This window comes from Pseudomonas sp. P4_C4, from assembly GCF_056402055.1.
The window spans coordinates 66412-92380 of sequence record NZ_JBFUID010000018.1 but is presented as its reverse complement, the minus strand read 5'-3'; the positions used below and the strand labels follow the sequence as shown (position 1 = coordinate 92380).

Below are 25969 nucleotides of genomic sequence, written 5' to 3'. Positions count from 1 at the left end.
TTCAGTTCAGGAGCATTGCGATGAGTACCAACGATAAACGCATCAGCGAGTTCGCCTATCAGATCTGGGAGTCCGAAGGAAAACCCGAGGGCCAGGAGGCCCGCCACTGGGAGATGGCGCGCAAACTGGCAGAAGCTGAAGCCCTGGCCCCCAAAAAACCAGCCAAGGCAGCGGCGATTAAAACCCCGGTCAGCAAAACGGCCAATGGCAAGGCTGGTGAGAGCAAAGTCGCTGCGCCCAAAACCAAAGCCAAGCCTGCAGCGGCCTCGAAAGTAATCCCGCCGGGAGAAAAGACCGCCGAGAAAAAGCCTCGGGCTGCGCGAAAACCGCCAGCGGTTTGATCCACACAGCGTTTGCCCTGACTGACTGCGTGGCACACCTGTTCGCCCCAAAAAACACCTGTGGGAGCGAGCTTGCTCGCGATAGCGGAGTGTCAGCCAACATAGGTCTTGCATGTTGAACCGCCATCGCGAGCAAGCTCGCTCCCACATGTATCCCGTCTGCAGGAGCACTTATGACCAGCCCAAAGAAAGCCGCCACGCCAGCCCCGCGTGCCGAAGCCACGCGAATCCGCGAAGGCCTGCCCTTTCCGCTGGGTGCCACCTGGGATGGACTGGGCGTCAACTTCGCGCTGTTTTCCGCCCACGCCACCAAAGTTGAACTGTGCCTGTTCGACGACGCCGGCGAGGTGGAACTCGAACGCATCGAACTGCCCGAATACACCGACGAGATCTACCACGGCTACTTGCCCGACGCCCATCCGGGGCTAATCTACGGCTATCGCGTCTACGGCCCGTACGACCCGGCCAACGGCCATCGCTTCAACCCCAACAAACTGCTGATCGACCCCTACGCCAAACAACTGGTCGGCAAGCTGAAATGGTCCGAAGCGCTGTTCGGCTACACCATCGGCCACCCCGACGCCGACCTCAGCTTCGATAAACGGGACAGCGCGCCCTTCGTGCCCAAATGCAAGGTCATCGACCCGGCGCACACCTGGGGCCACGACCACCGCGTCAGCGTGCCGTGGGACAAGACAATCATCTATGAAACCCATGTGCGCGGCTTCAGCATGCGTCACCCTGCCGTCCCCGAAAACCTGCGCGGCACCTTTGCCGGGTTGATGGTCGATGACGTGCTGGAGCACATCCGCAAACTCGGCGTGTCGACCGTGGAGTTGCTGCCGATCCACGCGTTCGTCAACGACCAGCATTTGTTGCACAAGGGCATGACCAATTACTGGGGCTACAACAGCATTGCGTTTTTCGCCCCCGACCCGCGTTACCTGGCCAGTGGCAAGATTGCCGAATTCAAGGAAATGGTCGCGCACCTGCACGAAGCCAATCTGGAGGTGATCCTCGACGTGGTCTACAACCACACCGCCGAGGGCAACGAGCAAGGCCCGACCCTGTCCATGCGCGGTATCGACAACGCGTCCTACTACCGCCTCAAGCCCGATGACAAGCGCTTCTATATCAACGATTCCGGCACCGGCAACACCCTGGACCTGAGCCACCCGTGCGTACTGCAAATGGTCACCGACTCCCTGCGCTACTGGGCCTCGGAAATGCACGTGGACGGTTTCCGCTTCGACCTGGCGACCATTCTGGGGCGTTACCACGACGGTTTCGACGAACGCCACAGTTTCCTCGTGGCCTGCCGCCAGGACCCGGTGCTGCGCCAGGTCAAACTGATCGCCGAAGCCTGGGACYGCGGCCCCGGTGGTTATCAGGTCGGCAATTTTCCGCCGGGCTGGGTCGAGTGGAACGACAAATTCCGCGACACCGTGCGCGCCTTCTGGAAAGGCGACGACGGGCAATTGGCGGACTTTGCCAGCCGCCTGACCGCTTCGGGCGAAATGTTCAATCAGCGTGGCCGGCGGCCCTACTCATCGGTGAACTTCGTCACCGCCCATGACGGCTTCACCCTCAACGACCTGGTGTCGTACAACGACAAGCACAACGAGGCCAACGACGAAGACAATCAGGATGGCAGCAACAACAACCTGTCGTGGAACCACGGCGTCGAAGGCCCTACCCACGATCCCGACATCAACGCATTGCGCCATCGGCAGATGCGCAATTTCTTCGCCACCCTGCTGCTGGCCCAGGGCACGCCGATGCTGGTGGCCGGCGACGAATTCGCCCGCACCCAGGACGGCAACAACAATGCGTACTGCCAGGACAGCGAGATCGGCTGGGTGAACTGGGACCTCAGCGAAGACGGCAAGGCCCTGCTCAAGTTCGTCAAACGCCTGATCAAGTTGCGCCTGACCTACCCGATCCTGCGGCGCGGGCGTTTCCTGGTGGGTAATTTCAACGAAGACATCGGCGTCAAGGACGTGACCTGGCTGGCGCCGGACGGCACGCACATGACCACCAGGCATTGGCACGATGCGCATAATCGCTGCCTGGGCATGCTGCTCGATGGCCGCGCCCAGGAAACCGGCATTCGCCGCAAAGGCGCCGACGCAACGTTGATGCTGGTGGTCAACGCGCATCACGACATCGTCAATTTCCGGCTACCGGAGGTGCCTGACGGCGGTTTCTGGACGTGCATGATCGACACCAACCAGCCGTCGATCCACGGCCAGGAGCGCTTCGAGTTTGGCCACGAGTACTCGGTCACCGGCCGCTCGTTGCTGCTGTTCGAACTGCAGCATGAGGAAGAAGAGTAAAAGAGACTCCAGGTATTCATGGCCGCAACACCGCAGAGCGGAAAAATCATTCTGGATAAGCTCGCGACGCGACGAATAGCGTTACATGAGCAATACTCGATTCGCGCCAATCCAGGGTTTGGCTTGTCGCACATTGCTTTCAACGAGCCCTCTCGGGTCTGCCGGCCCTGGCTCGCGCACGACTGAAGGCGAAACACAACAAGGACGTAATCCCCATGAAATCCGTTTCCTTCAACGAAGCCAGCCTGCCATCACAAATCTGGAACAGTGCCCCGCAACTGGACAGCATCCCGGTCATCAGCACCCAATCCCTGGTGCCCACCGGCTCACGCGCGGTGCTCATTGCCCCGCACCCCGGCGATGAAGTCGTGACCTGCGGCGGCCTGCTGCAATTGCTCAGCAACCTGGGCCACCCGCTGCAATTGATCTCGATCACCGACGGCAGCGCCAGCCATCCAGGCTCTCGGCAGTGGTCGGAAAAACGCCTCAGCGTATTTCGTCCCCAGGAAAGCGTGGAAGCCATCCGCCGACTCGGTTTGCCGATGCACAGCCTGAAGTGGATTCGTGGCGGGTTTACCGACAACGCCCTGGTGGAACACGAAGAACAGATCGCCCGATTCATCACGCGCTACCTGCGTCCAGGTGATGTGGTGTTCAGCACCTGGTGCGAGGACGGCAACCTCGACCACGACATCGTCGGCCGGGCCAGCGCCAGGGCCGCGGCCAACGCTGGGGCATCCTACAACGACGTACCGCTCTGGGCCTGGCACTGGCCGGCACGGGACCGGGAGTCGATTCCCTGGCATCGTGCGCGCAAGGTGCGCCTCGATACCTGGACCGTCGCCCGCAAGAGCCACGCCATCCACGCCTACGCCAGCCAACTCGACGGCGAGCCGGCCATCGGCCTCGCGCCATTGCTGCCGCGGGCGCTGCTCGAGCGTATCCGCTTGCCTTATGAAATCGTGTTGGTTTGAAAGCGCAACCCATCAGACTGAACTGCCTGCCGACGCATCAGTCGCATACATAAGCAGCCCTGAATCAGAGGAGTGGATGTGGCCAGTCATTCAAAACGGCAGGTAGCCCAATCAACGCCATTGAACACACCCCCGGCGATTCATCGGCTTCGCGTGCTGACGGTCAATACCCATAAGGGGTTTACCGCACTCAACCGGCGTTTCATCCTCCCAGAGTTGCGTGAAGCGGTGCGCAGTACGTCGGCAGACCTGGTGTTTCTGCAAGAAGTCGTCGGCGAACACGACCGGTATTCCTCCCGCTACAACGATTGGCCACAAACCTCGCAATATGAATTTCTCGCCGACAGCATGTGGGGCGACTTCGCCTATGGACGCAATGCCGTCTATCCCGACGGTCATCATGGCAATGCCCTGCTGTCGAAATACCCGATCCGCGAGTACCGAAACCTCGATGTTTCCATTACCGGCCCGGAACGCCGTGGCTTGCTGCACTGCGTGCTGGACGTGCCGGGGCATAGTGAAGTCCATGCCATCTGCGTGCACCTCAGCCTGCTGGAAAGTCATCGTCAGCTGCAGTTGCAGTTGCTCTGCCAACTCCTTGAGTCCCTGCCCGAGCAGGCGCCGGTGATCATTGCCGGCGACTTCAACGACTGGCAGCTGCAGGGCAATGCCGCCCTGGCACGTCGCGATTATCTGCACGAAGCCTTCGAACGCCACCATGGCCGTCCGGCCAAAACCTACCCCGCGCGGTTTCCCTTGTTGCGCCTGGACCGTGTCTACCTGCGCAATGCCAGCAGCCACGAGCCGCAAATACTCGGGCACAAGCCGTGGACGCACCTGTCCGACCATTTGCCGCTGGCGGTGGAAGTGCATCTCTAAATCGCCAAACCTGTTAGTTCTTACAGTATCCCGCGCCTCGATTGGCAGGCATGCTGGTTTCCGGGCATTGGGCAGGTAGCGAAGTACCACGATGACTTACCGGGCGCTTCACCACAAAGGCACGCCAACTTTGACGGTTACGGACGCGCGCGGTTTGACCGTACGTGAGGTGGCTTACTGCCGAGAGCAGGTGGAGCAGCCCTCCGATACCCGAATCACCCGTCAAGTATTCGACCCTGCCGAACGTCTGGTGGCGCATTGGGATCCGCGCCTTTGGGGCAACGCCCCCGCCCCCAACCTCGCGACGATCTTCAGCCTTACGGGCCAGACGCTATTGAGTGACAGTGTCGATGCCGGTTGGCTGTTGAGCCTGCCCAATGAAGCTCAATCCATGGTGTCTCGATGGGACAGTCGTGGCACTTGGCATCAAACGGGATTCGATCGACTTCAACGACCGGTTGCCCTCAGTGAAAAGTTGGTCAATGAACCGACTCGAGTCATCGAGCGATTCACCTACGGTTTGGCCAGCCATGGATGTGCGGCACACAACCAATGCGGCCAACTGATACGCCACGATGATGATGCCGGCAGTCAGCATTTGAGCGAATTTGCCGTTCACGGCGAAATGCTGGTTGAAACCCGGCAGTTTCTCAGCAGCCTTGATACGCCTGACTGGCCGCTCGACATTCAATTACGCGAGGCATTGCTGGAAGTTGGCGAGGCTTTTGTTTCCACCTGGCGTTACACCGCCACCGGCGACTCGCAAAGCCAGACCGATGCCAAAGACAACTACCGGGAATTTGCTTATTCGGTAGCTGGCCAGCTCAAGGAGAGCCGGTTGCAGCTGGAAAGCGCCGGGCAAGTACCTCGCCTATTGGTCAGTGACATCCATTACAACGCCGCCGGACAGATAGACAATGAAACTGCTGGCAATGGCGTAATTACCCGCGTTTTTTATGCAGCCGACGATGGCCGTCCGATTCGGCTGGTGAGCGCCGTGCCTGGCAGCCCCCCACTCCAGGATTTGCACTACCGCTACGATCCGGTCGGCAACATCCTTCATGTGGAAGACGCGGCACAACCCATTCGATTTTTCAAAAACCAGCGGGTCGAACCGATCAACCGTTATCGTTACGACAGCCTGTACCAACTGGTCGAAGCCAGTGGCAGGCAAGTGATGCCCGCCACTTACGGTCCCGCGCTCCCGGCATTGCTGCCTACTCCGCTGGACCCGAATCAACTGACCCATTACACACAAACTTTCGACTACGATGCCGCCGGCAACCTGCTCACCCGCCACCACTGCGGCGCACCGACCATCAGCATGAAAGTCTCCAGTACCAGCAACCGCAGCCTTGCGCTGCAAGAGAACAGCGCATGGCTCGACGAGGAGGACATCGCCAATGGGTTTGATCCCTGCGGCAATCAACAACAACTGCAACCTGGCCAGTTCATCCGCTGGGACGGTCGTCAGCAGTTGAGTGAGGTCACGATGGTCAAGCGCGATGACGGGCCTGATGACCATGAGCGCTACATCTATGGCCCGCGAGGACAACGCCTGCGTAAGGTGCGCATCACCCACACCGGCCGTCGCACCTTACTTGCTGAGACACGCTATTTACCGGGGCTGGAAATTCACATCGACGCCGTGCACGGTGAAGAACGACATGCGATTACAGCCGACGCGGGACGTAGCCAGGTACGGATGATGCACTGGACAGTGCCCCCTCCAAAGGACGTAAAGAATGATCAACTGCGATTCAGCCTCAGCGACTTGCTTGGTTCCTGCACACTGGAGTTGGATGAAAATGCCAGGCTATTGAACCAGGAAGGTTTTTACCCGTTTGGCGGCACGGCGTGGTGGGCTGGCAACAGTGCATTGGAATCGAGAGACAAGGTTCGTCGTTATTCAGGAAAGGAGCGGGATGCGACAGGGCTTTATTACTATGGTTATCGATATTACGCACCGTGGTTGCAACGGTGGATGAGTCCGGATCCGGCGGGGAATGTGGATGGGCTGAATCGGTATTTGATGGTGAAGAATAGTCCGGTGGTTTTTTTTGATGAAAATGGCCTTGGGCGCACATCAACAACAAATCCGCATCGACCATTAACGTCAGGCCGACAAAACGCTGAACCAAACATCTCTTATTACGATCAAAACTTAGAAGAACGCTTTAACCTAGATAGCGAAGCAGTAAAAAAGCACATAGACTTCATCGAAAAAAACTTCATCCATCAATCAATAATGAAATACGGCATAAACTCTTCATTTATTTCTGATAATTTTCACAATATTTTCCAACCAGATCACTGGCAATTCATGCATAACTTTCGAAACCCCACCACAACGGATTACTACGCAAATGAAGTGGTGAAATTTCAGTACACAAAAATAGCTCGAGAACAAAACTTCTTTGGACATCTACCGTCCCTCATTACCAGAAGTAACGTCATCAACAAGGAAACATTAAAAGAAACTAAACACCTTAAAAGCGGAAGTGACAAAATACTTCAAACCTTTATGAACAAGACACCAAATGGAAAATCCACTAAAAGAATACTGAGTGACTTCGGATTGATGGCTACCAAGGTTGAAAAATTTTCCTCTGACAATAAGGTCAGCTTTTTAATACATGTGCAGCCTGCCCCCGTCATTTCCTCCGAAGAAAATCCGGGCAAGTTTGGAGAGGCCGCTGCCAACGACGCCGTTTTCGAGTCGTCCAAGAATACCCTTCAAACGCAACGACGGAGAAACGGGCTAGTAGCATCTATTCAAAAATTTTTTCGATGACACCTGAAATCTMACTCACACAGCAATCCGAAATTTACCATGTTGAAAGCCAATTTAGATTTCAAACTGTCATTTATGACAGTAGCGACATTCAAAAACTGTTGTTAACGTTTAACTTAACCTCAGCAGCCAAGCGGTCACTTGTTTCACAGTAACCGACGCTGCCCCAAGGTCAGTAGCCTTTCGATGCAGTCTCGCAACTCACGCTACAGGTGCGTCCGATGCGTGACCGTTAATCGCGAGCGGCATAGAGCTGCCCATCCAAACGCGGGAGATAAGCATGACTTTTTCCGATCTGACCAAGTACCGCTACAGCACCTGCGCCGTTTCAATCTGTTTATGCATGGGCTGGCCCTTTCCCGCCCAAGCAGCCTGCACACTCACCCCCACCGCCGGTAACGACAATTTCGTGTGCGACAGCACCAACAGCGGGCCGCTGACCGATTTGTCGGGCAATAACTCCCTGACCTTCCCCGTCAATGGCACCGGCAGGATCAACGGCAACGTGACCTTCGGCGCGGGTACCGACACCGTGACCATGGCCTCGGGCATCGTGGCCGGCGCGGTGGATCAGGGCGACGCAGCGGACAGCTTCACGATCAGTGCCGGGCAAGTCACCGGGGAGGTCAGCCAGGGCAGTGGCATCGATAACTTCGTCATGTCTGGCGGGACCATTCAGTCCCTGGCCCAAGGCGACGGCCACGATACCTTCCTGATGACCGGCGGCACCATCGTCGGCGCCTTCGAGGATGGCGACATCGCCAAAATGACCGGCGGCACCATTGGCCGGGTCGACATGAAACTCGATAACAATATTTTCGATATGTCCGGGGGGCAGATCCTCGGCAACCTGGTGACCGGTTTAGGCACCGACACCATCATCGTTTCCGGTGGCCGTATCGGCGGCAACATCAGTGTCAGCAACGGCAACGACAGCATCACGGTTACCGGTGGGGAAGTCGTCGGCGAGATCCGCGCCGGCAATGGCGATGACAGCCTGGTGTGGGACGGTGGCGGGATCATCCACTCGCAAATTCTCCTTGAGGCGGGCAACGATAGCGCGACCTTGCGCAATCTCACCGAAAGCACCCTCACCCCGAGCCTCAATGGCGGGGTTGGCAATGACCTGCTGACCTTCGATCACACCACCTCGTCAGGCGCCACCCGCTACGTCAACTGGGAAACGGTCAACCTCGGCAACAGCTCGCGCTTTGATCTCGATGGCACTTTTCAATTGGGGGACAGCACCAGCGGCACGGGCGTGTTCAACGTCGATGGCAGCAGCACGCTGACGTCGGTGCAGGGCAGCATCGCGCCTTTGACTGCAGGTCGGCTCGTTACCTTGAACAACAGCGGGGTCATCGACCTCACCGGTGGCAACTCGCGCACCAATGACAGCCTGACGGTTGAAGGTAATTACGTGGGTAACGGCGGCCAGTTGCTGCTGCAAAGCGCCGTGGGCGATGACAGTTCTCCCAGCGACAAGCTGGTGGTCAACAACGGGACGCTGACCGGCAGCACCCTGATCAGCGTCACCAACGTTGGCGGCGTAGGCGCCCTGACCCAGCAAAACGGCATCCAGTTGGTACAGGCCAAAGGCACGGCAGTCAGCGACAACACTGCGTTCGCCCTGAAAGCGCCAGTGTCGGTCGGCGCCTTCGATTACCGCCTGTTCAAAGGCGGTATCACACCGGGCAGCGAAAACAGTTGGTACCTGCGTTCCTCGGTTGTGGCGCCGCCAGTGGTTGCGGTTGCCAATCCTGATCCCGCCTTGCCGCCGACGCTGGTGCCCATCGTGGCGGTGCCGGTGGCCGCGCCGGTGGTTGTGGCTTCCGGTGTTGATGGGGTTGCAACCGTCGAAGCCCCGGTGTTACCGGCCGCCGTACCCGGTGCCGCCCCGATCCCCCTGTACCGCGAGGCAGTGCCCACCTGGTCGGTGGTGCCGCCGGCAGCAGCACAGTTGAGCCTGACCGCCTTGGGCACTTTTCATGACCGTCAGGGCGATCAGCGCCTGCTGACCGAAACCGGTGCCTTGAGCGCCGGTTGGGGCCGGGTCTATGGCAAGAACCTCGAGCAGACCTGGGCCGGCACCGTCAAGCCAAGACTGGATGGTTCGCTCAATGGCTTTCAGGTCGGCAATGACCTGTTCGCTTCGCAGTTGGCCAGTGGTCAAACCCAGCGCAGCGGTTTCTTTATCGGCCACAGTCGATTGCAAGGCGATGTCGACGGTTTCAACGAGGGCTTTGAAGGCAAACGCTCCGGCAAGGTGGAGTTGCAAGGTGACAGTCTTGGCGTTTACTGGACCCTGACCGATCCTGCCGGCGCCTATCTCGATACCGTGGCCATGTACACCTGGCTCAACGGTGACAACCGTTCCGAAAGTGGACTGAAGATCGACAATGACGGTCACGTCACGACGTTATCGGCAGAAGTCGGGTATCCGATCGCGGTGACCGGTAGCTGGGTGATCGAACCCCAGGCCCAGGCGATTTATCAGAAGGTCAAACTCGACAGCCAGGACGACGGCATCTCCCATGTCTCGTTCGACTCCGACAGCGCCTGGACCGCTCGCGTCGGCGCACGCCTGAAGGGTCGCTACGAGGTCAGTGGCCGGCCGCTGGAACCGTACCTGCGGGCCAATATCTGGCACACCTTCACCGGTACCGACACGGTCACCTTTGACCATGTGGATCAGGTCGAAACCGAGCAACGAACCTCGTCCGCCGACCTCGGTATCGGCATGGTACTGAGCGTTGCAGCCTCGGTCAGCGTGTACGCCGGACTCGACTACACCAGCAATATCGACAGCAACCAACAACGGGGAACGTACGGTAACGTGGGGGTTCGGGTGAAGTGGTGAGGGTTGAAAAGCGCTCCGGCCTGAAGTTTTTTTGACGATCCACCGAAGACGCCGCGCCCACGGCCTGGGACCAACTCTACGGCCAGCCCTCTCGCCAGGTACAAACCGATTACCTTTCCCTGGGGCTGGCCGTCCCCGGCACCCACGAACTCAAAGGCCCGGCGATATTTACCCTGCAAAGCGCCAGCGGCCATATGCAAAGGGTCGGTCTGGAGTCAGCGGCTTCGGCCGCAACGAGCAAGGGACCCGAAGAGCCACCGAGGGCAGTGCGAGGACGTTGTCGGTGGAAGGTGGTTTCCCCATCGGCCTTGGCGAGAACCGGGTGATTGAACCCCAAGGCACAATTGATCAATCAGCGCATCACCCTGGACACCCCATCTACCGGCAACACCGTGACCCTCGATCAGGTCGACAAGATCAGCAGTAGCCGTAGTTCCTCGACCGTCGAACTGGGTCTGGGCCTGGTCGTCAGGGTGACGCCGACCGTGAGCCTGTATGTCAGCGCCGACTACAGCAGCGACGTGGATAACAGTGATTTGAACGGGTTGATTGGCAGCCTGGGTGTGCGGATGTGCTGGTGAAAACTGGTATTTCTTACAGTATCCACGGCATTGGCGATGATGCATTGTGATAGGCAAGTCACCCTGATCGAGGCCGTCACGGATGTCTATGGACCATACGCATCACGGCACGCCAACCCTTGCGGTTTCAGACGCGCGTGGGCTGGCGGTCAGGGCCGTTCAGTACCATCGGCGGCAAGCGGCCGATCCGGTTGAAATGCGAGTGACGCATCAACGCTTCGATGCCGTCGGCCGGGCAGTGGCCAGTCGGGATCCGTATCTGTTTGCCTTGGCGCAGAACGATGTGTCGGTACCGGCCAACCTTAGCCAGGTGTTCAGTTTGTCTGGCTCACCGTTGTCGAGTGACAGCGTGGATGCCGGGTGGCGGCTGGCGTTGCATGGCGCTGCCGGGCAACGCGCCGAGGCTTGGGACGGCCGCGGCAGCCATTCCCTGACTGAGTTCGATGCATTGCTGCGGCCGGTGGCCGTACATGAACGTGGTGAAGATGTCGCCGAGCATGTCCTTGAGCGTTTTACTTATGCGGGAGTCGATGCCGGCGCGGCATCGCGTAATCTGTGCGGTCAGTTGATTCGCCACGACGACCCGGCGGGGACGTTGCACCTTAATGATCTCGGCATCGCTGGCGCACTGCTACAACAGACGCGGCATTTTTTGCTCGAAACCAATCCCGTGAACTGGCCCGACACCGTGCCCGCCCGCGATGCGTTACTTGAACCTGCTGAGGGCGCCATCACCGCCCTGCACTATGCCGCCAGCGGTGAACTGTTCCAGCAAATCGATGCACTGGGTAATCAGCAGCGTTTTACCTACACCGTCGCCGGTGAATTGAGCGACACGCGACTGACCCTGGCTGGCCCCGACGGGAAAGAGCACACGCTGGTCAGCCATCTTCGCTACAACGCCTCCGGCCAGATCGAAGCAGAAACCGCCGGCAACGGCGTCGTCACCCGCCACCACTACGATCCGGCGGATGGTCGCCTCATTGGGCTCAGCGCACACAAAGCCAACGGCACGCCGCTGCAGGACTTGAAATACAGCTACGACGCAGCCGGCAACGTTCTGAGCCTCGAAGATGCCGCCCAGCCGATCCGCTACTTCAACAACCAGCGCATCGAACCGATCAAGACCTACCGCTACGACACGCTGTATCAGTTGATCGAAGCCACGGGTTGCGAGGCGAAAACCGGAAACGGCGGCCCCGCCATGCCCGACTTACAGCCGCTGCCCCCGGACCCCAGCCAGATCGCCAATTACACCCAGACCTATCATTACGACGCCGGCGGCAATTTGCTGGATCTGGTGCATGTCGGCGCACAAGTCCATGGCCGCACCTTGACCCGAGCCCGCTACAGCAACCGCTGTTTGCCCGAGCGCGACAATCGGCCACCAACCGAGGACGAATTGGCCAACGGCTTCGATGCCAACGGCAATCTGCGTGAACTGCAACCGGGGCAATATCTGAGTTGGGACTTGCGTAACCAGTTGCGGGAAGTACGACCCGTCGTGCGTGAAAATTCTGAGGATGATCGCGAGTGCTACGTCTACGACGGCGGCGGTCAACGGGTGCGCAAAGTGCACTCGAGCCAGACCAATGTCCRCACGATCACTCGCGAAGTACGTTACCTGCCCGGTCTGGAAATCCGTAGCCACAGCGGCACCAGGGAAATCCTCCACGTGATCACCGCCGACGCCGGCAGTAACAGCGTGCAGGTGCTGCATTGGGCCATGGTGCCTCCCGATGAGATGACACAGGATCAGGTGCGTTACAGCCTCAACGATCACCTGAAATCCAGCGCACTGGAGCTGGATCAAAGCGCCGACCTGATCAGCCAGGAATGGTATTACCCCTTTGGCGGCACGGCGTATTGGGCCGGTCGAAATGTGACCGAAGCCAAATACAAAACCGTGCGTTACTCCGGCAAGGAACAGGATGCGACGGGGCTTTATTATTATGGATTTCGCTATTACGCGCCGTGGTTGCAGCGGTGGATCAATCCGGATCCGGCGGGGGCGATTGATGGTCTCAATTTCTATCGAATGGTGAGAAATAACCCTATTGCACTTTTTGATCGTGACGGGCTGTCTCCACATGGCGACTTGGCGAGAGAGATGTTGAACCTCCCTAGCTTTCTTGAAACGCATGCTTCGGATCCAGAAGGGGCGTTCAGAACACTTGAGGGTATATATCTGAAATACCATGACGAAAATATTGTCAAAAAAGCAATTAGGAGAGTAATGAATGAGCTTTCACCTTCGAAAAAAGTTGAAGCCGCAGCAGGACCATCAACTTCAAGCAAACAACAAACACCCCTCAGCGACAACATAAAAAAGGGGCTTCAAATATTTTGGAGCACCAATGCTGGCGCTGGATATATCAATGCAATTACCAGAAATTATTACATGGAAGATACAATCCAAAAATCAACATCCTTACAGAGTGCCAGGGACGCTRCATTCGTGGAGTTAAAGACGAATCTTGGCTCAGCGGGGACCATCAAGATGTCGAGTGATACGGAGAAAGATAGCTACCGCCCTGCAATGGAGCTATTAGCTAGGCATAAAAATGATCCAATACAAACCATACGTCTGATGAAAGCCTCACTAGGCGACCGACAAAAATCAGCTGTTTTCCGTGGTGCGCGGTCACCCTATTTCGATATAAAAAAAGGTGACATATTACAAACCAGTGGATTCACGTCATTTAGCCCGGATGAACGTACCGCGCAGATATTTACTTATAAATTTCACAACCCCGCATTCAAAAGCACAACAATACCGGTAATGTTTGTTACTAATGGAGGCTATCGCATTGAACACAGCACAGAGTTAGAGAGCGTATTCCCTCCGAAGACTCAGTTCAAAGTAACCGGAGTCCATTCCGGCAAAAATAATACGCCAAATATATTCCTTGAAAAAATCGATTTTAAATCCACCCCCAGTGCCAGATGGATTTAAATCGAAAACATAATCTTTCAAGAAAGCTATTTTTAATAGGCAATTCGAATACTGAAAAGTATTCGAGTCACCCAATTGCAGTAGAGGAGCGTCTACCCCTCCGGCCGCAACATCAACACCGCCAACGGCGGCAAATTCAACACCAACGACAACGCCTGCCCATGGCTCGGCGTTTCCTCGGCCAGCGCCCCGCCACTATTGCCGTAGTTGGAACCGGCATAAATCGACGAATCGCTATTGAGCACCTCGCTCCACTGCCCGGCAAACGGCACCCCGACGCGATAAGCCTCGCGCGGCACCGGCGTAAAGTTGGCCACCACCAGCACAGGCCGGCCGTCCTTGCTCCAGCGCAGCCACGCATAAACGCTGTTGATCGCGTCATCGCCGATCAACCATTGGAAGCCCTGCGGTACATCATCCTGCTCATGCAGCGCCGGTTCTTCGCGGTACAAGCGATTGAGGTCACTCACCAGTTTCTGCACGCCCTTGTGCTCGGAGTACTGCAACAGGTACCAGTCCAGTTGCTGGTCGTGGTTCCACTCGCGCCATTGGCCGAATTCGCAGCCCATGAACAGCAGTTTCTTGCCCGGATGCGCCCACATGAAGCTCAGGTAGGCCCGCAGGTTGGCGAATTTCTGCCAGCGGTCACCGGGCATCTTGTCGATCAATGAGTGTTTGCCGTGCACCACTTCATCGTGGGAGATCGGCAGGATAAAGCGCTCGGACCACGCATACACCAGGCCGAAACTCAGCTCGTTGTGGTGATGGGCACGGTACACCGGGTCCTGCTGGATGTAATGCAGCGAATCGTGCATCCAGCCCATGTTCCATTTATAGGCAAAGCCCAGGCCGCCCTGTTGCGTGCCCTGGCTGACACCCGGCCATGCGGTGGATTCTTCGGCGATGACCAATGCACCGGGCGCTTCCAGGGCGACCACGTCATTGAGGTGGCGCAGGAAGTCGATGGCTTCGAGGTTCTCCCGCCCGCCGTGGCGGTTCGGCACCCATTCGCCAGCCTTGCGCGAGTAGTCGCGGTACAGCATCGAGGCCACCGCATCGACCCGCAGGCCGTCGACATGGAAATGCTTGAGCCAGTGCAGCGCCGACGCCAGCATGTAGCCGTGCACTTCGGTGCGCCCCAGGTTGTAGATCAGCGTGTCCCAGTCCTGGTGGAAACCTTCCTGCGGGTTGCCGTACTCGTACAACGCCGTGCCATCGAACTGGGCCAGGCCGTGAGTATCAGTGGGGAAATGCGCCGGCACCCAATCGAGGATCACCCCGAGCCCGGCCTGGTGGCAGGCGTTAACGAACGCAGCGAACTCGTCCGGCGTGCCATAGCGCGCACTCGGCGCGAATTGCGACAACAACTGATAGCCCCACGAACCGCCGAACGGGTGCTCCATGATCGGCATCAGTTCGATGTGGGTGAAACCCAGGTCTTTGACATAGGGAATCAGCCGCTCGGTCAGTTCCGGCCAGGTGTACTGGCGGGCCACTTCGCCCAGGTCGTCCAGCTCGCATTGCCAAGAGCCGGCGTGCAATTCGTAGATCGACAAGGGCGCGGTCACCCGATGGCGGTCGCCCCGGGCCATCATCCAGTCCTGATCCTGCCAGTCGACGTTCAAGGGTGAAGCGACTTTCGAGGCGGTGTCCGGTGGCAGGCTGGTGGCCAGTGCCACGGGATCGGCCTTCAACGGCAGTATGCCGTGGGCGCCGAGAATCTCGTATTTGTAGGTGTCCCCGGCCTGCAGGCGCGGGATGAACAACTCCCAGACACCGGTGGGATGACGCAGGCGCATCGGGTGCCGGCGCCCGTCCCAGACGTTGAAATCACCGACCACCGACACCCGCCGGGCATTCGGTGCCCACACGGCAAAACGCACGCCGTCGACACCGTCCACGGTTTTCAGTTGCGCGCCCAGACATGCACTGAGGTCGCGGTGATTGCCTTCGGCAAACAGGTACAAGTCCATTTCGCCCAGCAACGGGCCAAAGCTGTAAGGATCTTCTGCGGTTTGCTCGCCGCCGGCCCAACGGGTGCGCAACAGATACGCTTGCGCATGCTGGAAATGCCCGACGAACAACCCCGGCGTCTCCGTGACTTCAAGGTGACCAAGCTCTTCGCCGGAATCCCTGGCCAGCACCTGCACACTCAGGGCACCCGGCAGGTAAGTACGGATGAATTGCCCGCCGGCACCGTCACCATGTGGGCCAAGAATGGCAAAAGGATCGATATGCTCGGCGCGCACCAATGCATCGATATCCCGCGTGTTGGGCAGCAGCGCTTCTTTGTGATGACCCTGTTCCTTGTTCGAGACACTCATGACTACTCTCCACCAAGATCGGAAAAGGGTTTAAGCCCACTCAATAATCCATATAAACCGTGCAACGGCACGGGCAACCAGGTGGGGCGATTTTCCGCCTCATAGGCCACTTCATACGCCGCCTTCTCCAGACCGAACAACGCCAGCGCGGCATCCTCGCCTTCTGGATCTTGCCATGCATGGGCAAGACTAGCTGCCGCCAGCCGATAAGCGTCGACAAATGCATGCCGCGCCTCGCTCAAGTAGCGATCGGTGACCCGCAAGCGCGCGGCATCGGCCGCCGCGGTGTTGTCGACGCTCTGCACATTGATCGCCATCGCCGCCGCATAGTCGAAGGAACGCAGCACGCCGCTGACATCCTTGTACGGGCTGTGTTTGCCCCGTCGGTCATGCAATGGCCGGGCCGGTTCGCCTTCGAAGTCGATCAGGTAGGCATCGCCCTTGATCACCAACACCTGCCCCAGATGCAGGTCGCCGTGCACACGAATGCGCAAGCCGCCCGCGGTCTTCTTGCCCAGTGCCTGTACATGGCCGAGGATGGCTTTCCTGTTGTCCAGCAAACGGCTGACCAGGGTCTGGTCCGCCGTATTCAGTTGATTTTTATGCTGCTTGAGCAAGTTCAACGCGTGATCGATTTGCGCCGCGACATCCTTGGCCGAAGCCAGCGTCTCCTTCTGCGTGGTGACCTGGGGCAAGAAGTCCGGATTGGCACTCGGCGCCGCCAGCACCTGATGCATTTCCCCCAGGCGCTGACCGAGCATAGCGGCGAAATCTTTCAGTTCGCCCAGCGCGTTGTAGTGTTGTTCCTGCTCGGACACGGCGTCGGCCAGCTCATCGCGCAGCGCCCGTTCGAGGTTGTTCTGCGTCCACTCCCAGGCATCGCCCTGGTTACTCAGATAGCCTTGGGCGATCATCAGCAGGTTGTCTTCACCCGCCCCGTCCCGGCGCACCACCGCACCCAGCAATGGCGAAATATTGCTGAACCCGGCTTCGGTCAGGAACGCGCTCATTTCCAGCTCCGGGTGCACACCGCAGGCAACCTTGCGGATCAGCTTCAGCACCAGGCTGTTGCCGATCACCACCGAGCTGTTGGACTGCTCGGCCGACAGGTATCGCACCGGGGACTCGGCATTGAGGCCGAGTTTTTCAAGTTCGGCGGTGGACTCGAAGCGAATGTCGCCATCACTGGATGCCAACACGGTGCCGGCCTGAATGCCCTGTAATACGGCATGCACAAAGGAGTCCAGGCTGAAGGCATCGGTGATCAGGCCGACCTGGCGCCCACGCCGTACCCGCGACAACGCCAACTGCTGAGGCAACGGAGTACCGACCTGATCCTCGGAAATAAAGCCGAATGGCAACTGGTAGCGGCTGCGCTGGCCTCCACTGGTGACATTGATCTCACTGAACAGCACCGGATGCTGCGGATCGCCGAAACGCACGCCATAGGCCAGATCGACCTGTTCAATGGCGGCGTCCTTGCCGGCGAACCAGCGGCGATTYTGCAACCAGCTCGGCAAGATGCTTTGCTCCAGCGTGGTGCGTGACGGCGCTTCGAGCAGCTCTTCCATGCGTTTTTTCAGCACCAGCGTGGTGAAGTCCGGCAGGCTTTGTGCGGGCTCCACGTGCCAGCTCGGCATCWGGTTTTCCGCGGCGAGGCCGAACCAGTAAAAGCCGTAGGGCGCCAGCGTCAGGAGGAAATTCAGCTGGCCAATGGGCGGGAACGCGTTACCCCCGAGCATTTCCACCGGCACCATGCCAACGTAGGCCGACAAATCCAGCTCGGCGGCCTGGGCACTGCGCGACACATTGGCCACGCACAGAATGACTTCGTGCTTGCCATCCACCCCGGTGTATTCACGGGTGTAGGCCAGAATCCGTCGGTTGCTGGGCGAAAGCATCTTCAACGTACCGCGCCCGAAGGCCTTGGATTGCTTGCGCACGGCAAGCATGCGCCGGGTCCAGTTCAACAGCGAATGCGGATCGCCGGCCTGGGTTTCGACGTTGACCGACAGGTAGCCATATTGCGGGTCCATGATCGGCGGCAGCACCAGGCTGGCCGGGTCGGCGCGGGAGAAGCCGCCATTGCGGTCGATGGACCATTGCATCGGCGTGCGTACGCCGTCGCGGTCACCGAGGTAGATGTTGTCGCCCATGCCGATTTCATCGCCGTAGTACAGGGTCGGCGTGCCGGGCATCGACAGTAGCAGGCTGTTGAGCAGCTCGACCCGACGACGGTCGCGCTCCACCAAAGGCGCCAGACGGCGGCGAATCCCCAGATTGATCCGTGCGCGGCGGTCGGCAGCGTAGTAATTCCACAGGTAGTCGCGCTCCTTGTCGGTGACCATCTCCAGGGTCAGCTCATCGTGGTTGCGCAGGAAGATTGCCCATTGGCAGTTGGCGGGAATGTCCGGGGTCTGGCGCAGAATGTCGGTAATCGGGAAGCGATCTTCCTGGGCCAGCGCCATGTACATGCGCGGCATCAATGGGAAGTGAAAGGCCATGTGGCATTCGTCGCCGTTCAGGCCTTTTTTATCGGTGTCGCCGAAGTACAGCTGTGTGTCCTCCGGCCATTGATTGGCCTCGGCCAGCAGCATGCGGTCGGGGTAGTTGGCGTCGATTTCGGCGCGGATCTTTTTCAGGACGTCGTGGGTTTCCGGCAGGTTCTCGTTGTTGGTGCCGTCGCGTTCGATCAGGTAGGGAATGGCGTCCAGGCGCAAGCCGTCGATGCCCATGTCGAGCCAGTAACGCATCACCGACAGCACTGCTTTCATCACTTGCGGGTTATCGAAGTTCAGGTCCGGCTGGTGGGAATAGAAACGGTGCCAGAAGTATTGGCCGGCGACCGGGTCCCAGGTCCAGTTGGACTTTTCGGTGTCGAGGAAAATGATGCGGGTGCCGTCGTATTTCTGATCGTCATCGGACCACACGTAGAAGTCCCGGGCGGCCGAACCTTTTTTGGCCTTGCGTGCGCGCTGGAACCACGGGTGCTGGTCGGAGGTGTGGTTGATGACCAGCTCGGTGATCACCCGCAGGCCGCGTTTGTGCGCCTCGGCAATGAAACGCCGGGCATCGGCCATGGTGCCGTAGTCACTGTGTACGCCGCGATACTCGGCGATGTCATAACCGTCGTCGCGCCGTGGCGAGGGATAGAACGGCAACAACCAGATGGTGTTGACCCCAAGGTCGGCGATGTAGTCGAGCTTGGCGATGAGGCCGGGAAAATCGCCAATCCCGTCGTTGTTGGAGTCGAAATACGATTTGACATGAACTTGWTAGATCACCGCGTCCTTGTACCAGAGCGGGTCCTTGATGAACGTGGCTGCCTTGGGTTTCTTCGCCATGTGAAACTCCTGGTGAATTCATTAAGGCCGCTCTCAAAACGCCCCCTGTAGGAGCTGCCGAAGGCTGCGATCTTTTGATCTTCGCTGTAAAGCAAAAGATCGCAGCCTTCGGCAGCTCCTACAGGGTGGTTTGCGGCGCATTCAAGCAGTGGTAATCCTCCAAATCCCGAACGGCTGATACGCCGGATCGATCCGCATCAATTGCTGCTTGCCGTACCAGGTCCAGCGATGGCCATTCATCAGGTCTTCACCGTGAGTGCTGGCGTCATCGGGCAGGCCCATTTCCCACAAGGGCAACTCAAAGCTCGCTTCCTGCACGTTGTGCGGATCGAGGTTGACCGCCACCAGAATGAAATTGCTGCCGTCAATGCTGCGTTTACCGAAGTACAGGATATTGTCGTTCCACGCGTTGTAGACCTTCAGCCCCAGATGCGTGTGCAGCGCCGGGTTCTGCCTGCGGATGCGGTTGAGCTGGGCGATCTCGGCAATGATGTTGCCCGGCGCGTTGAAGTCCCTGGGGCGGATCTCGTACTTCTCGGAGTCAAGGTACTCCTCCTTGCCCGGCACCGGCGCCGACTCGCACAACTCGAAACCCGAATACATGCCCCACAAGCCTGAGCCCATGGTCGCCAACACGGCACGGATGAGGAACCCGGGACGCCCTGAGTCATGGAGGAACGCCGGGTTGATGTCCGGTGTATTGACGAAAAAATTCGGCCGGTAGCATTCGCGCCATGGCGATTCGTTGAGTTCCGTGAAGTAGCTCGCCAGTTCGGCCTTGGTGTTGCGCCAGGTGAAATAGGTGTAGCTCTGGGAATAACCGACCTTGCCCAGGCGCGCCATCATTGCCGGGGTGGTGAAGGCTTCGGCGAGGAAGATCACCTCGGGGTACAACGCCCGTACATCGGCGATCAGCCATTGCCAGAACGGCAAAGGCTTGGTGTGCGGGTTATCGACGCGGAAGATCTTCACACCCTCCTCGACCCAGCCCACCACGACGTCGCGCAGTTCCACCCACAGGCTCGGAATCGACTCGGGGGCATAGAAGTCGACGTTGACGATGTCCTGGTATTTCTTCGGTGGGTTCTCGGCATATTTGATCGTGCCGTCCGGCCGCCAGTTGAACCAGCCGGGGTGTTGCTTGAGCCAAGGGTGGTCCTGGGAACACTGGATGGCAAAGTCGAGGGCGATTTCCAGGCCATGGGCCGCGGCGGCCGCCACCAGTCGCCGGAAGTCTTCGCGGGTACCCAACTGCGAGTGAATCGTCTCGTGGCCGCCCTCCTCGCTACCAATCGCATAGGGACTGCCCGGATCATCGGGGCCCGCCGTCAGGGTGTTGTTCGGGCCTTTGCGGTAGCTGCGCCCGATCGGGTGGATCGGCGGGAAATACAGCACATCGAAGCCCATGTCCTGAATCATCGCCAGCCGTGAATGCACGTCATTGAAGGTGCCATGACGCGCCGGACTGTCGGTGATCGAACGCGGGAACAATTCATACCAACTGGCGAACTGCGCCAGTTCGCGCTCCACATCCAGCGGGTACTCCGGGCTCAGGCTCAGGTAAGCACGATGATCGACGCGGGCCATGAGGTCGGCACTACGCTGGTGCAAAAACAGCGCGACCTGCTCGGCTTCGAGCAGTCCTGACAGTTCATGGTGCAAGGCCGCCAGTTGCTCGCTGAGTTGCCCTTCGCTGCGTTCGGCGGCTTGTTGTACATGAATCCGCCCTTCCTGCAATTCCAGGCTGACGGGCACCGCCGCCGCATGCTTCTTTTCCAGCTCATAGCAAAAACTGGCGAACTGATCGATCCAGGCTTCGATACAGAACAGATAACGGCCCTGGCTGTGGACCCGGAACTGCCCTTGCCAACCGTTGTTGCCCAAATCGTTCATGACCGCGCTTTGCCAGACGTCCTCGTCCTCGGCCCGCCAGCGCACGCGAACCCCCAGCTTGTCATGCCCGTCGGCGAAGACCTTGGCCGTCACCACCACATCCTGCCCCACCACGGCCTTGACCGCGAACTGCCCGCCTTCAAGGGTCGGCATGATGTTTTCCATGACGATACGCGGCAGCAACAACGCCTGCGACAGCGGCATGTGCGGGTTGTAGCTCAACTCAGTCGGTTTTTCAGCCGTCATCGAGCCTCTCTCCTGACGCCCCATGGACGCGCTTGTGTCTGGTCGCCATCCCGCTGGACTGTCCGCCCCGGAATGCACTCACTTAGGTTCCGAGCGACAGTCGCCGGGAAAGTTTCATCAACAATTTGTGCAATCAAGTCCTTCGCGCTGCGACCCACCCACTAGTCCACCAACTAAAGCACGACTCACGCCATGTGCCACCTGAGGTTTGAACAATGAACAATCCACTCCTGGCACGATCCCACCGCCAAGGGAAGAACCACCAACGACGATGCCGCCGGTGATGGTGGATCCCTTACACGTAGGAACATGATCCTTGTCGATCAGCTTCACAATCCTCGGCATCACACAGAACACCCCGAGCGCCAACAATGAACTGAGCACCGCCGTCGCCTCCCGGCCCAGCCCGGCCGCGACGCAGATGGCGGCGGTGGTCAGGCCTTTGACGTGGCCTTCGTCGCCCTCGTGGTTTTCAGGATGGTGCCGGTACCCATGAAGCCACCGACAGTGATTCGGTGATTTGACTGACGTTGATCAACACCCACCTCAGCTGTTTTGCATAGGCGTTTGCACCTTTGTGGGGCGGGTGCTTCAAGTTGTCGCAGGCCGTGCGCCCAGCACCATCTGATCCGCTTTTTAATGCAACACCTGAATCTGTTATGCAAACAGATCGCCACTCATAGTGCTCATGCCTGATGGAGGCTGATGAGCGAAAGACCATGAGCGAGAGAATCCCCGTCCGAACCGTAGAAACATTCGAGCCTTCGCGTCCAAAGATGAAGGCCAAATCCAGCGACAACCACATCCACACCCGCAGCTTCACCGGGTTGTTCCGCAACCTGCGCATCAGCGGTGCGGGTTTTCTATTTTTGCTGTTTTTCGGCACCGTGTGGTTGAACTGGGGTGGCCGCCAGGCGGTGCTCTGGGATCTTTCCGAAAGCAAATTCCATATCTTCGGCGCGACTTTCTGGCCGCAGGACTTCATCCTGCTGTCGGCGCTGTTGATCATTGCCGCCTTCGGCCTGTTTGCGATCACCGTGTTCGCGGGACGGGTCTGGTGCGGCTACACCTGCCCGCAAAGTTCGTGGACCTGGATCTTCATGTGGTGCGAGAAGATCACCGAGGGCGAGCGCAACCAGCGGATCAAGTTGCAAGCCGCGCCGTGGGGCCTGAACAAGCTGATGCGTCGCTCGGCCAAGCACACCTTGTGGCTGGCCATCAGCCTGCTGACCGGCCTGACGTTCGTCGGCTATTTCACGCCGATCCGGCCTTTGGCCGAAGAGCTACTGACCTTGCAAATGAGCGGCGTCAGCCTGTTCTGGGTGCTGTTTTTTACCGGCGCCACCTACATCAATGCCGGTTGGCTGCGTGAAGCGGTGTGCATGCACATGTGCCCCTACGCGCGGTTCCAGAGCGTGATGTTCGACAAGGACACCCTGACCATTTCCTACGACGTGGCCCGGGGCGAAAACCGTGGCCCGCGCAAACGCGAGGTCAAACCCGCGGAGGTCGGCCTGGGCGATTGCATCGATTGCCAGCTCTGCGTGCAGGTCTGCCCGACCGGCATCGACATTCGCGATGGCTTGCAGATGGAATGCATCGGTTGCGCCGCCTGCATCGACGCCTGCGATTCGATCATGGACAAGATGGGCTACGCCCCAGGATTGATCAGCTATACATCCGAACATCAGTTGCAGGGTGGCAAGACGCACCTGTTGCGTCCGCGCCTGATCGGCTACACCGCCGTGCTGCTGGTGATGATTGCCGCCCTGGTGGTGGCGCTGGTGGAACGGCCGATGGTGTCGCTCGACGTCAGCAAGGACCGGGGCCTGTTCCGCGAGAACAGCCAGGGGCAGATCGAAAACATCTACAGTCTGAAGGTGATCAACAAAACCCAGCAGCGTCAGGACTACCAATTGCGCCTGGTCGATGCCGATGGTTTCGAGTTGCAAGGCAAGACCGGGTTGAGCCTGGCGCCGGGCGAGATTGTCGATGTGCCAGTGTCGGTGGTGATGCTCACGGAGCGTCCGGCCAGCAGCTCACAGAGCATCAGCTTCAAGGTGGTCGACAACGATGAGCCCGACGCCTACAGCGTGGCGAAGAGCCGGTTTGTGGCGCCGATGAATCGCTGAGCCTTTAAGATGCAGAGTTTTAAAGATCGCAGCCTTCGGCAGCTCCTGCGCACGCAAGCCGATCCATTGTAGGAGCTGCCGAAGGCTGCGATCTTGGCGGTACGACCGTCCCCTTTCTCCAAATGACACCCAACCGGGCTTTTGATGAAACGCTACGAAAAATTCGCCGACGACATCGCAGAACTGATCCGCTCCGGCGTCCTCGGCCCGGGCCAGCGTGTGCCCTCGGTGCGCTATGCCAGCCAGACCTACGGGGTCAGCCCGTCGACGGTGTTCCAGGCCTACTACCTGCTGGAACGTCGCGGGCTGATCCGCGCTCGCCCGCGTTCCGGTTACTTCGTCAACGCTCATGCAACCCGGCCGTTTTCCGAACCGGTGATCAGCAATCAGGTCAACGAGTCCACCGAGGTCGACGTCAGTGAACTGGTGTTTTCGGTGCTCGACTCGATCAAGGACCCGAACACCGTGCCCTTCGGCTCGGCGTTCCCCAGCCCGACGCTGTTTCCCCTGCAACGCTTGTCACGCTCCCTGGCCAGCGCCAGCCGCGAGATGGACCCGCGCATGGTGGTCACCGACATGTCGCCGGGCAACCCGCAGCTGCGCCGGCAAATCGCCCTGCGCTACATGGTCGGCGGGCTGATGCTGCCCATGGAAGAACTGCTGATCACCAACGGCGCGCTGGAAGCCCTCAATCTGTGCCTGCAAGCGGTGACCCAACCCGGCGATCTGGTGGCCATCGAAGCCCCGGCGTTCTACGCCTGCCTGCAAGTGCTCGAACGCCTGAAGCTCAAAGCCGTGGAAATCCCCGTGCACCCGCGCGACGGCATCGACCTCGGTGTGCTCGAGCAAACCCTGGAGCGCCATCCGATCAAGGCCTGCTGGTGCATGACCAGCTTCCAGAACCCCATGGGCGCGACTGTGCCTGAGGCCAAGAAACAGCAGCTTGTGGAACTGCTGCGCCGCCACCAGGTGCCGCTGATCGAAGACGATGTCTACGCCGAACTGTATTACGGCCAACAAGCACCGAAACCGGCCAAGGCCTTTGATACCGAAGGCCTGGTGATGCACTGCGGCTCGTTCGCCAAGAGCCTGGCCCCCGGCTACCGCATCGGCTGGGTCGCCGCCGGGCGCTATGCGCAGAAAATCGAACGACTGAAACTCATGACCTCACTCTGTGCCTCGATGCCGGCCCAGGCCGCCATCGCCGATTACCTGCAACACGGCGGCTACGACCGGCACCTGCGTAAATTGCGCCACGCGCTGGAAGACCAGCAAAGCGCCATGCTCGCCGCCATCGCCCGCTATTTCCCGGCGCAGACCCGCGTCAGCCAACCGGCCGGCGGTTACTTCCTGTGGCTGGAACTGCCGGAGCAGATGGATTCCTTGAAGTTGTTCCAGATGGCGCTGGCGCAAGGGATCAGCATCGCGCCGGGGCCGATTTTTTCGCCGACGCAGCGGTTCAGGAATTGTATTCGGTTGAATTATGGGAGTCCTTGGACTGAGGACTCGGAAAAGGCGATGGAGACGTTGGGGCGGATTGTGCGGTCGTTCTGATCCCCCTCATCCCTCCGTAAACAGCTCGGCACTGGCCACATAAGACGGGTGACTCGTCACCCGCTGCCCTGCTGCTACCAGTACCCGCCCCGAACACAACAGGCTCGCGGTATGTGTAAACCTAGCGGTTTCCAATACCGCAGACACTGTCCAATGATGGGAGACAGGGTCGAACACTTCCGTGACAAACGCGGCTTCATCGTTTGAAGCACAGCCAACCACGAGCACGCGCCCCGAACACAGTTGTGTCACGCTATGACCTATGCGGCCATAAGCCATTGGCATTGGAGCGCTCCAACTGTCCGAGTTCGGATCGTATAGGTACGCATCCTCCCGCCCGGGATCAAAAGGTTCATCGGTACCACCGACCACCAATACCTGCCCGTCCTTCAGCCGTGTTGCCGTGTGCTGCATTCGTCTTTGAGGTAATGGTTTGACGTTGCGCCAGGTTCGATTGACCGGATCAAACAGCGAGGCATCGTCGATCGCTGCATTCCGCGTTGCCGAATACCCGCCCAACACCAGTACTTCTCCGGATGCCAGCAGCGTGGCACTGTGGTTCATCCGTGCAACTGGAATCGATGGGGCAACGGTCCAGCCATTGCATATCGGGTCGTAGATTTCTACGCTGTCGAGTACATGACCCTCCCCTTGATACAGATTGTTGCCTGCACAGACCATGACCAGCCCAGTGTCCAAAACTGTCGCGGTGTGTGCAAAACGCGGAGTCGACATCGCCTGCGTCGCCGTCCAGC

Annotated in this window: 13 protein-coding genes and 2 pseudogenes; 10 read left to right on the top strand and 5 right to left on the bottom strand. The window is 59.0% G+C overall.

Annotated features, from left to right (window positions below; translation table 11 throughout):
- Nucleotides 1-20 precede the first annotated feature (20 nt).
- The 8 genes and pseudogenes from AC1DXW_RS11950 (at nt 21) to AC1DXW_RS11915 (ending at nt 13721) form a co-directional block, all read left to right on the top strand.
- Nucleotides 21-341 (top strand): DUF2934 domain-containing protein, encoded by a 321-nt coding sequence (locus AC1DXW_RS11950; protein ID WP_477754421.1) that lies wholly within the window; start codon nt 21-23, stop codon nt 339-341.
- 173 nt (nt 342-514) lie between these two features.
- The gene (gene glgX, locus AC1DXW_RS11945) at nt 515-2677 is read left to right on the top strand and encodes a glycogen debranching protein GlgX (RefSeq protein ID WP_477760040.1); all 2163 of its coding nucleotides are present in this window, start codon (nt 515-517) and stop codon (nt 2675-2677) included.
- Nucleotides 2678-2892: 215 nt separating this feature from the next.
- The gene (locus AC1DXW_RS11940; protein ID WP_477754423.1) at nt 2893-3651 is read left to right on the top strand and encodes a PIG-L deacetylase family protein; all 759 of its coding nucleotides are present in this window, start codon (nt 2893-2895) and stop codon (nt 3649-3651) included.
- A 78-nt stretch (nt 3652-3729) separates the two neighbouring features.
- On the top strand, nt 3730-4530 hold the full coding sequence (locus AC1DXW_RS11935) for an endonuclease/exonuclease/phosphatase family protein (RefSeq protein WP_477754424.1): 801 nt from the start codon (nt 3730-3732) through the stop codon (nt 4528-4530).
- 91 nt (nt 4531-4621) lie between these two features.
- Complete coding sequence (locus tag AC1DXW_RS11930; protein ID WP_477760039.1) at nt 4622-7324, top strand: RHS repeat domain-containing protein; 2703 nt, start codon at nt 4622-4624, stop codon at nt 7322-7324.
- A 280-nt stretch (nt 7325-7604) separates the two neighbouring features.
- The gene (locus AC1DXW_RS11925) at nt 7605-10184 is read left to right on the top strand and encodes an autotransporter family protein (protein ID WP_477760038.1); all 2580 of its coding nucleotides are present in this window, start codon (nt 7605-7607) and stop codon (nt 10182-10184) included.
- 41 nt (nt 10185-10225) lie between these two features.
- A pseudogene (locus AC1DXW_RS11920) lies at nt 10226-10765 on the top strand (autotransporter outer membrane beta-barrel domain-containing protein); the annotation flags it as partial.
- An 88-nt stretch (nt 10766-10853) separates the two neighbouring features.
- The gene (locus AC1DXW_RS11915) at nt 10854-13721 is read left to right on the top strand and encodes an RHS repeat domain-containing protein (RefSeq protein WP_477760037.1); all 2868 of its coding nucleotides are present in this window, start codon (nt 10854-10856) and stop codon (nt 13719-13721) included.
- A gap of 92 nt (nt 13722-13813) precedes the next feature.
- Here AC1DXW_RS11915 and glgB read toward each other — a convergent pair whose 3' ends face one another.
- The 4 genes and pseudogenes from glgB to AC1DXW_RS11895 all read right to left on the bottom strand — a co-directional run.
- A complete protein-coding gene (gene glgB / locus AC1DXW_RS11910; protein ID WP_477760036.1) occupies nt 13814-16045 on the bottom strand; it encodes a 1,4-alpha-glucan branching protein GlgB in 2232 nt (743 codons plus the stop codon).
- A gap of 2 nt (nt 16046-16047) precedes the next feature.
- Nucleotides 16048-19389 carry a maltose alpha-D-glucosyltransferase gene (gene treS / locus AC1DXW_RS11905; protein ID WP_477760035.1) on the bottom strand — a complete coding sequence of 1114 codons (3342 nt, stop codon included), beginning with the start codon at nt 19387-19389 and terminating at the stop codon, nt 16048-16050.
- Between the two features lie 141 nt (nt 19390-19530).
- Nucleotides 19531-21528: an alpha-1,4-glucan--maltose-1-phosphate maltosyltransferase gene (locus AC1DXW_RS11900; RefSeq protein ID WP_477754048.1), complete on the bottom strand. Its 1998-nt coding sequence runs from the start codon at nt 21526-21528 to the stop codon at nt 19531-19533.
- Between the two features lie 303 nt (nt 21529-21831).
- A pseudogene (locus AC1DXW_RS11895) lies at nt 21832-22028 on the bottom strand (MgtC/SapB family protein); the annotation flags it as partial.
- A gap of 219 nt (nt 22029-22247) precedes the next feature.
- Here AC1DXW_RS11895 and ccoG point away from each other — a divergent pair.
- Nucleotides 22248-23660 carry a cytochrome c oxidase accessory protein CcoG gene (gene ccoG, locus AC1DXW_RS11890; protein ID WP_477754049.1) on the top strand — a complete coding sequence of 471 codons (1413 nt, stop codon included), beginning with the start codon at nt 22248-22250 and terminating at the stop codon, nt 23658-23660.
- Nucleotides 23661-23804: 144 nt separating this feature from the next.
- Nucleotides 23805-25214, top strand: a complete 1410-nt coding sequence (mapR, locus tag AC1DXW_RS11885; protein WP_477760034.1) for a GntR family transcriptional regulator MpaR — start codon at nt 23805-23807, stop codon at nt 25212-25214.
- Nucleotides 25215-25220: 6 nt separating this feature from the next.
- Here the strand turns inward: mapR and AC1DXW_RS11880 are convergent, their stop codons facing one another.
- Nucleotides 25221-25949: a Kelch repeat-containing protein gene (locus AC1DXW_RS11880; protein WP_477754051.1), complete on the bottom strand. Its 729-nt coding sequence runs from the start codon at nt 25947-25949 to the stop codon at nt 25221-25223.
- Nucleotides 25950-25969 lie beyond the last annotated feature (20 nt).

Excerpts from the sequence above, each read along its gene's own strand:
- AC1DXW_RS11950 (WP_477754421.1), top strand. The coding sequence starts at position 21 with ATGAGTACCAACGATAAACGCATCAGCGAGTTCGCCTATCAGATCTGG.
- AC1DXW_RS11940 (WP_477754423.1), top strand. The coding sequence starts at position 2,893 with ATGAAATCCGTTTCCTTCAACGAAGCCAGCCTGCCATCACAAATCTGG.
- AC1DXW_RS11930 (WP_477760039.1), top strand. The coding sequence starts at position 4,622 with ATGACTTACCGGGCGCTTCACCACAAAGGCACGCCAACTTTGACGGTT.
- AC1DXW_RS11925 (WP_477760038.1), top strand. The coding sequence starts at position 7,605 with ATGACTTTTTCCGATCTGACCAAGTACCGCTACAGCACCTGCGCCGTT.
- glgB (WP_477760036.1), bottom strand. The coding sequence starts at position 16,045 with ATGAGTGTCTCGAACAAGGAACAGGGTCATCACAAAGAAGCGCTGCTG.
- AC1DXW_RS11900 (WP_477754048.1), bottom strand. The coding sequence starts at position 21,528 with ATGACGGCTGAAAAACCGACTGAGTTGAGCTACAACCCGCACATGCCG.
- ccoG (WP_477754049.1), top strand. The coding sequence starts at position 22,248 with ATGAGCGAGAGAATCCCCGTCCGAACCGTAGAAACATTCGAGCCTTCG.
- mapR (WP_477760034.1), top strand. The coding sequence starts at position 23,805 with ATGAAACGCTACGAAAAATTCGCCGACGACATCGCAGAACTGATCCGC.
- AC1DXW_RS11880 (WP_477754051.1), bottom strand. The coding sequence starts at position 25,949 with ATGTCGACTCCGCGTTTTGCACACACCGCGACAGTTTTGGACACTGGG.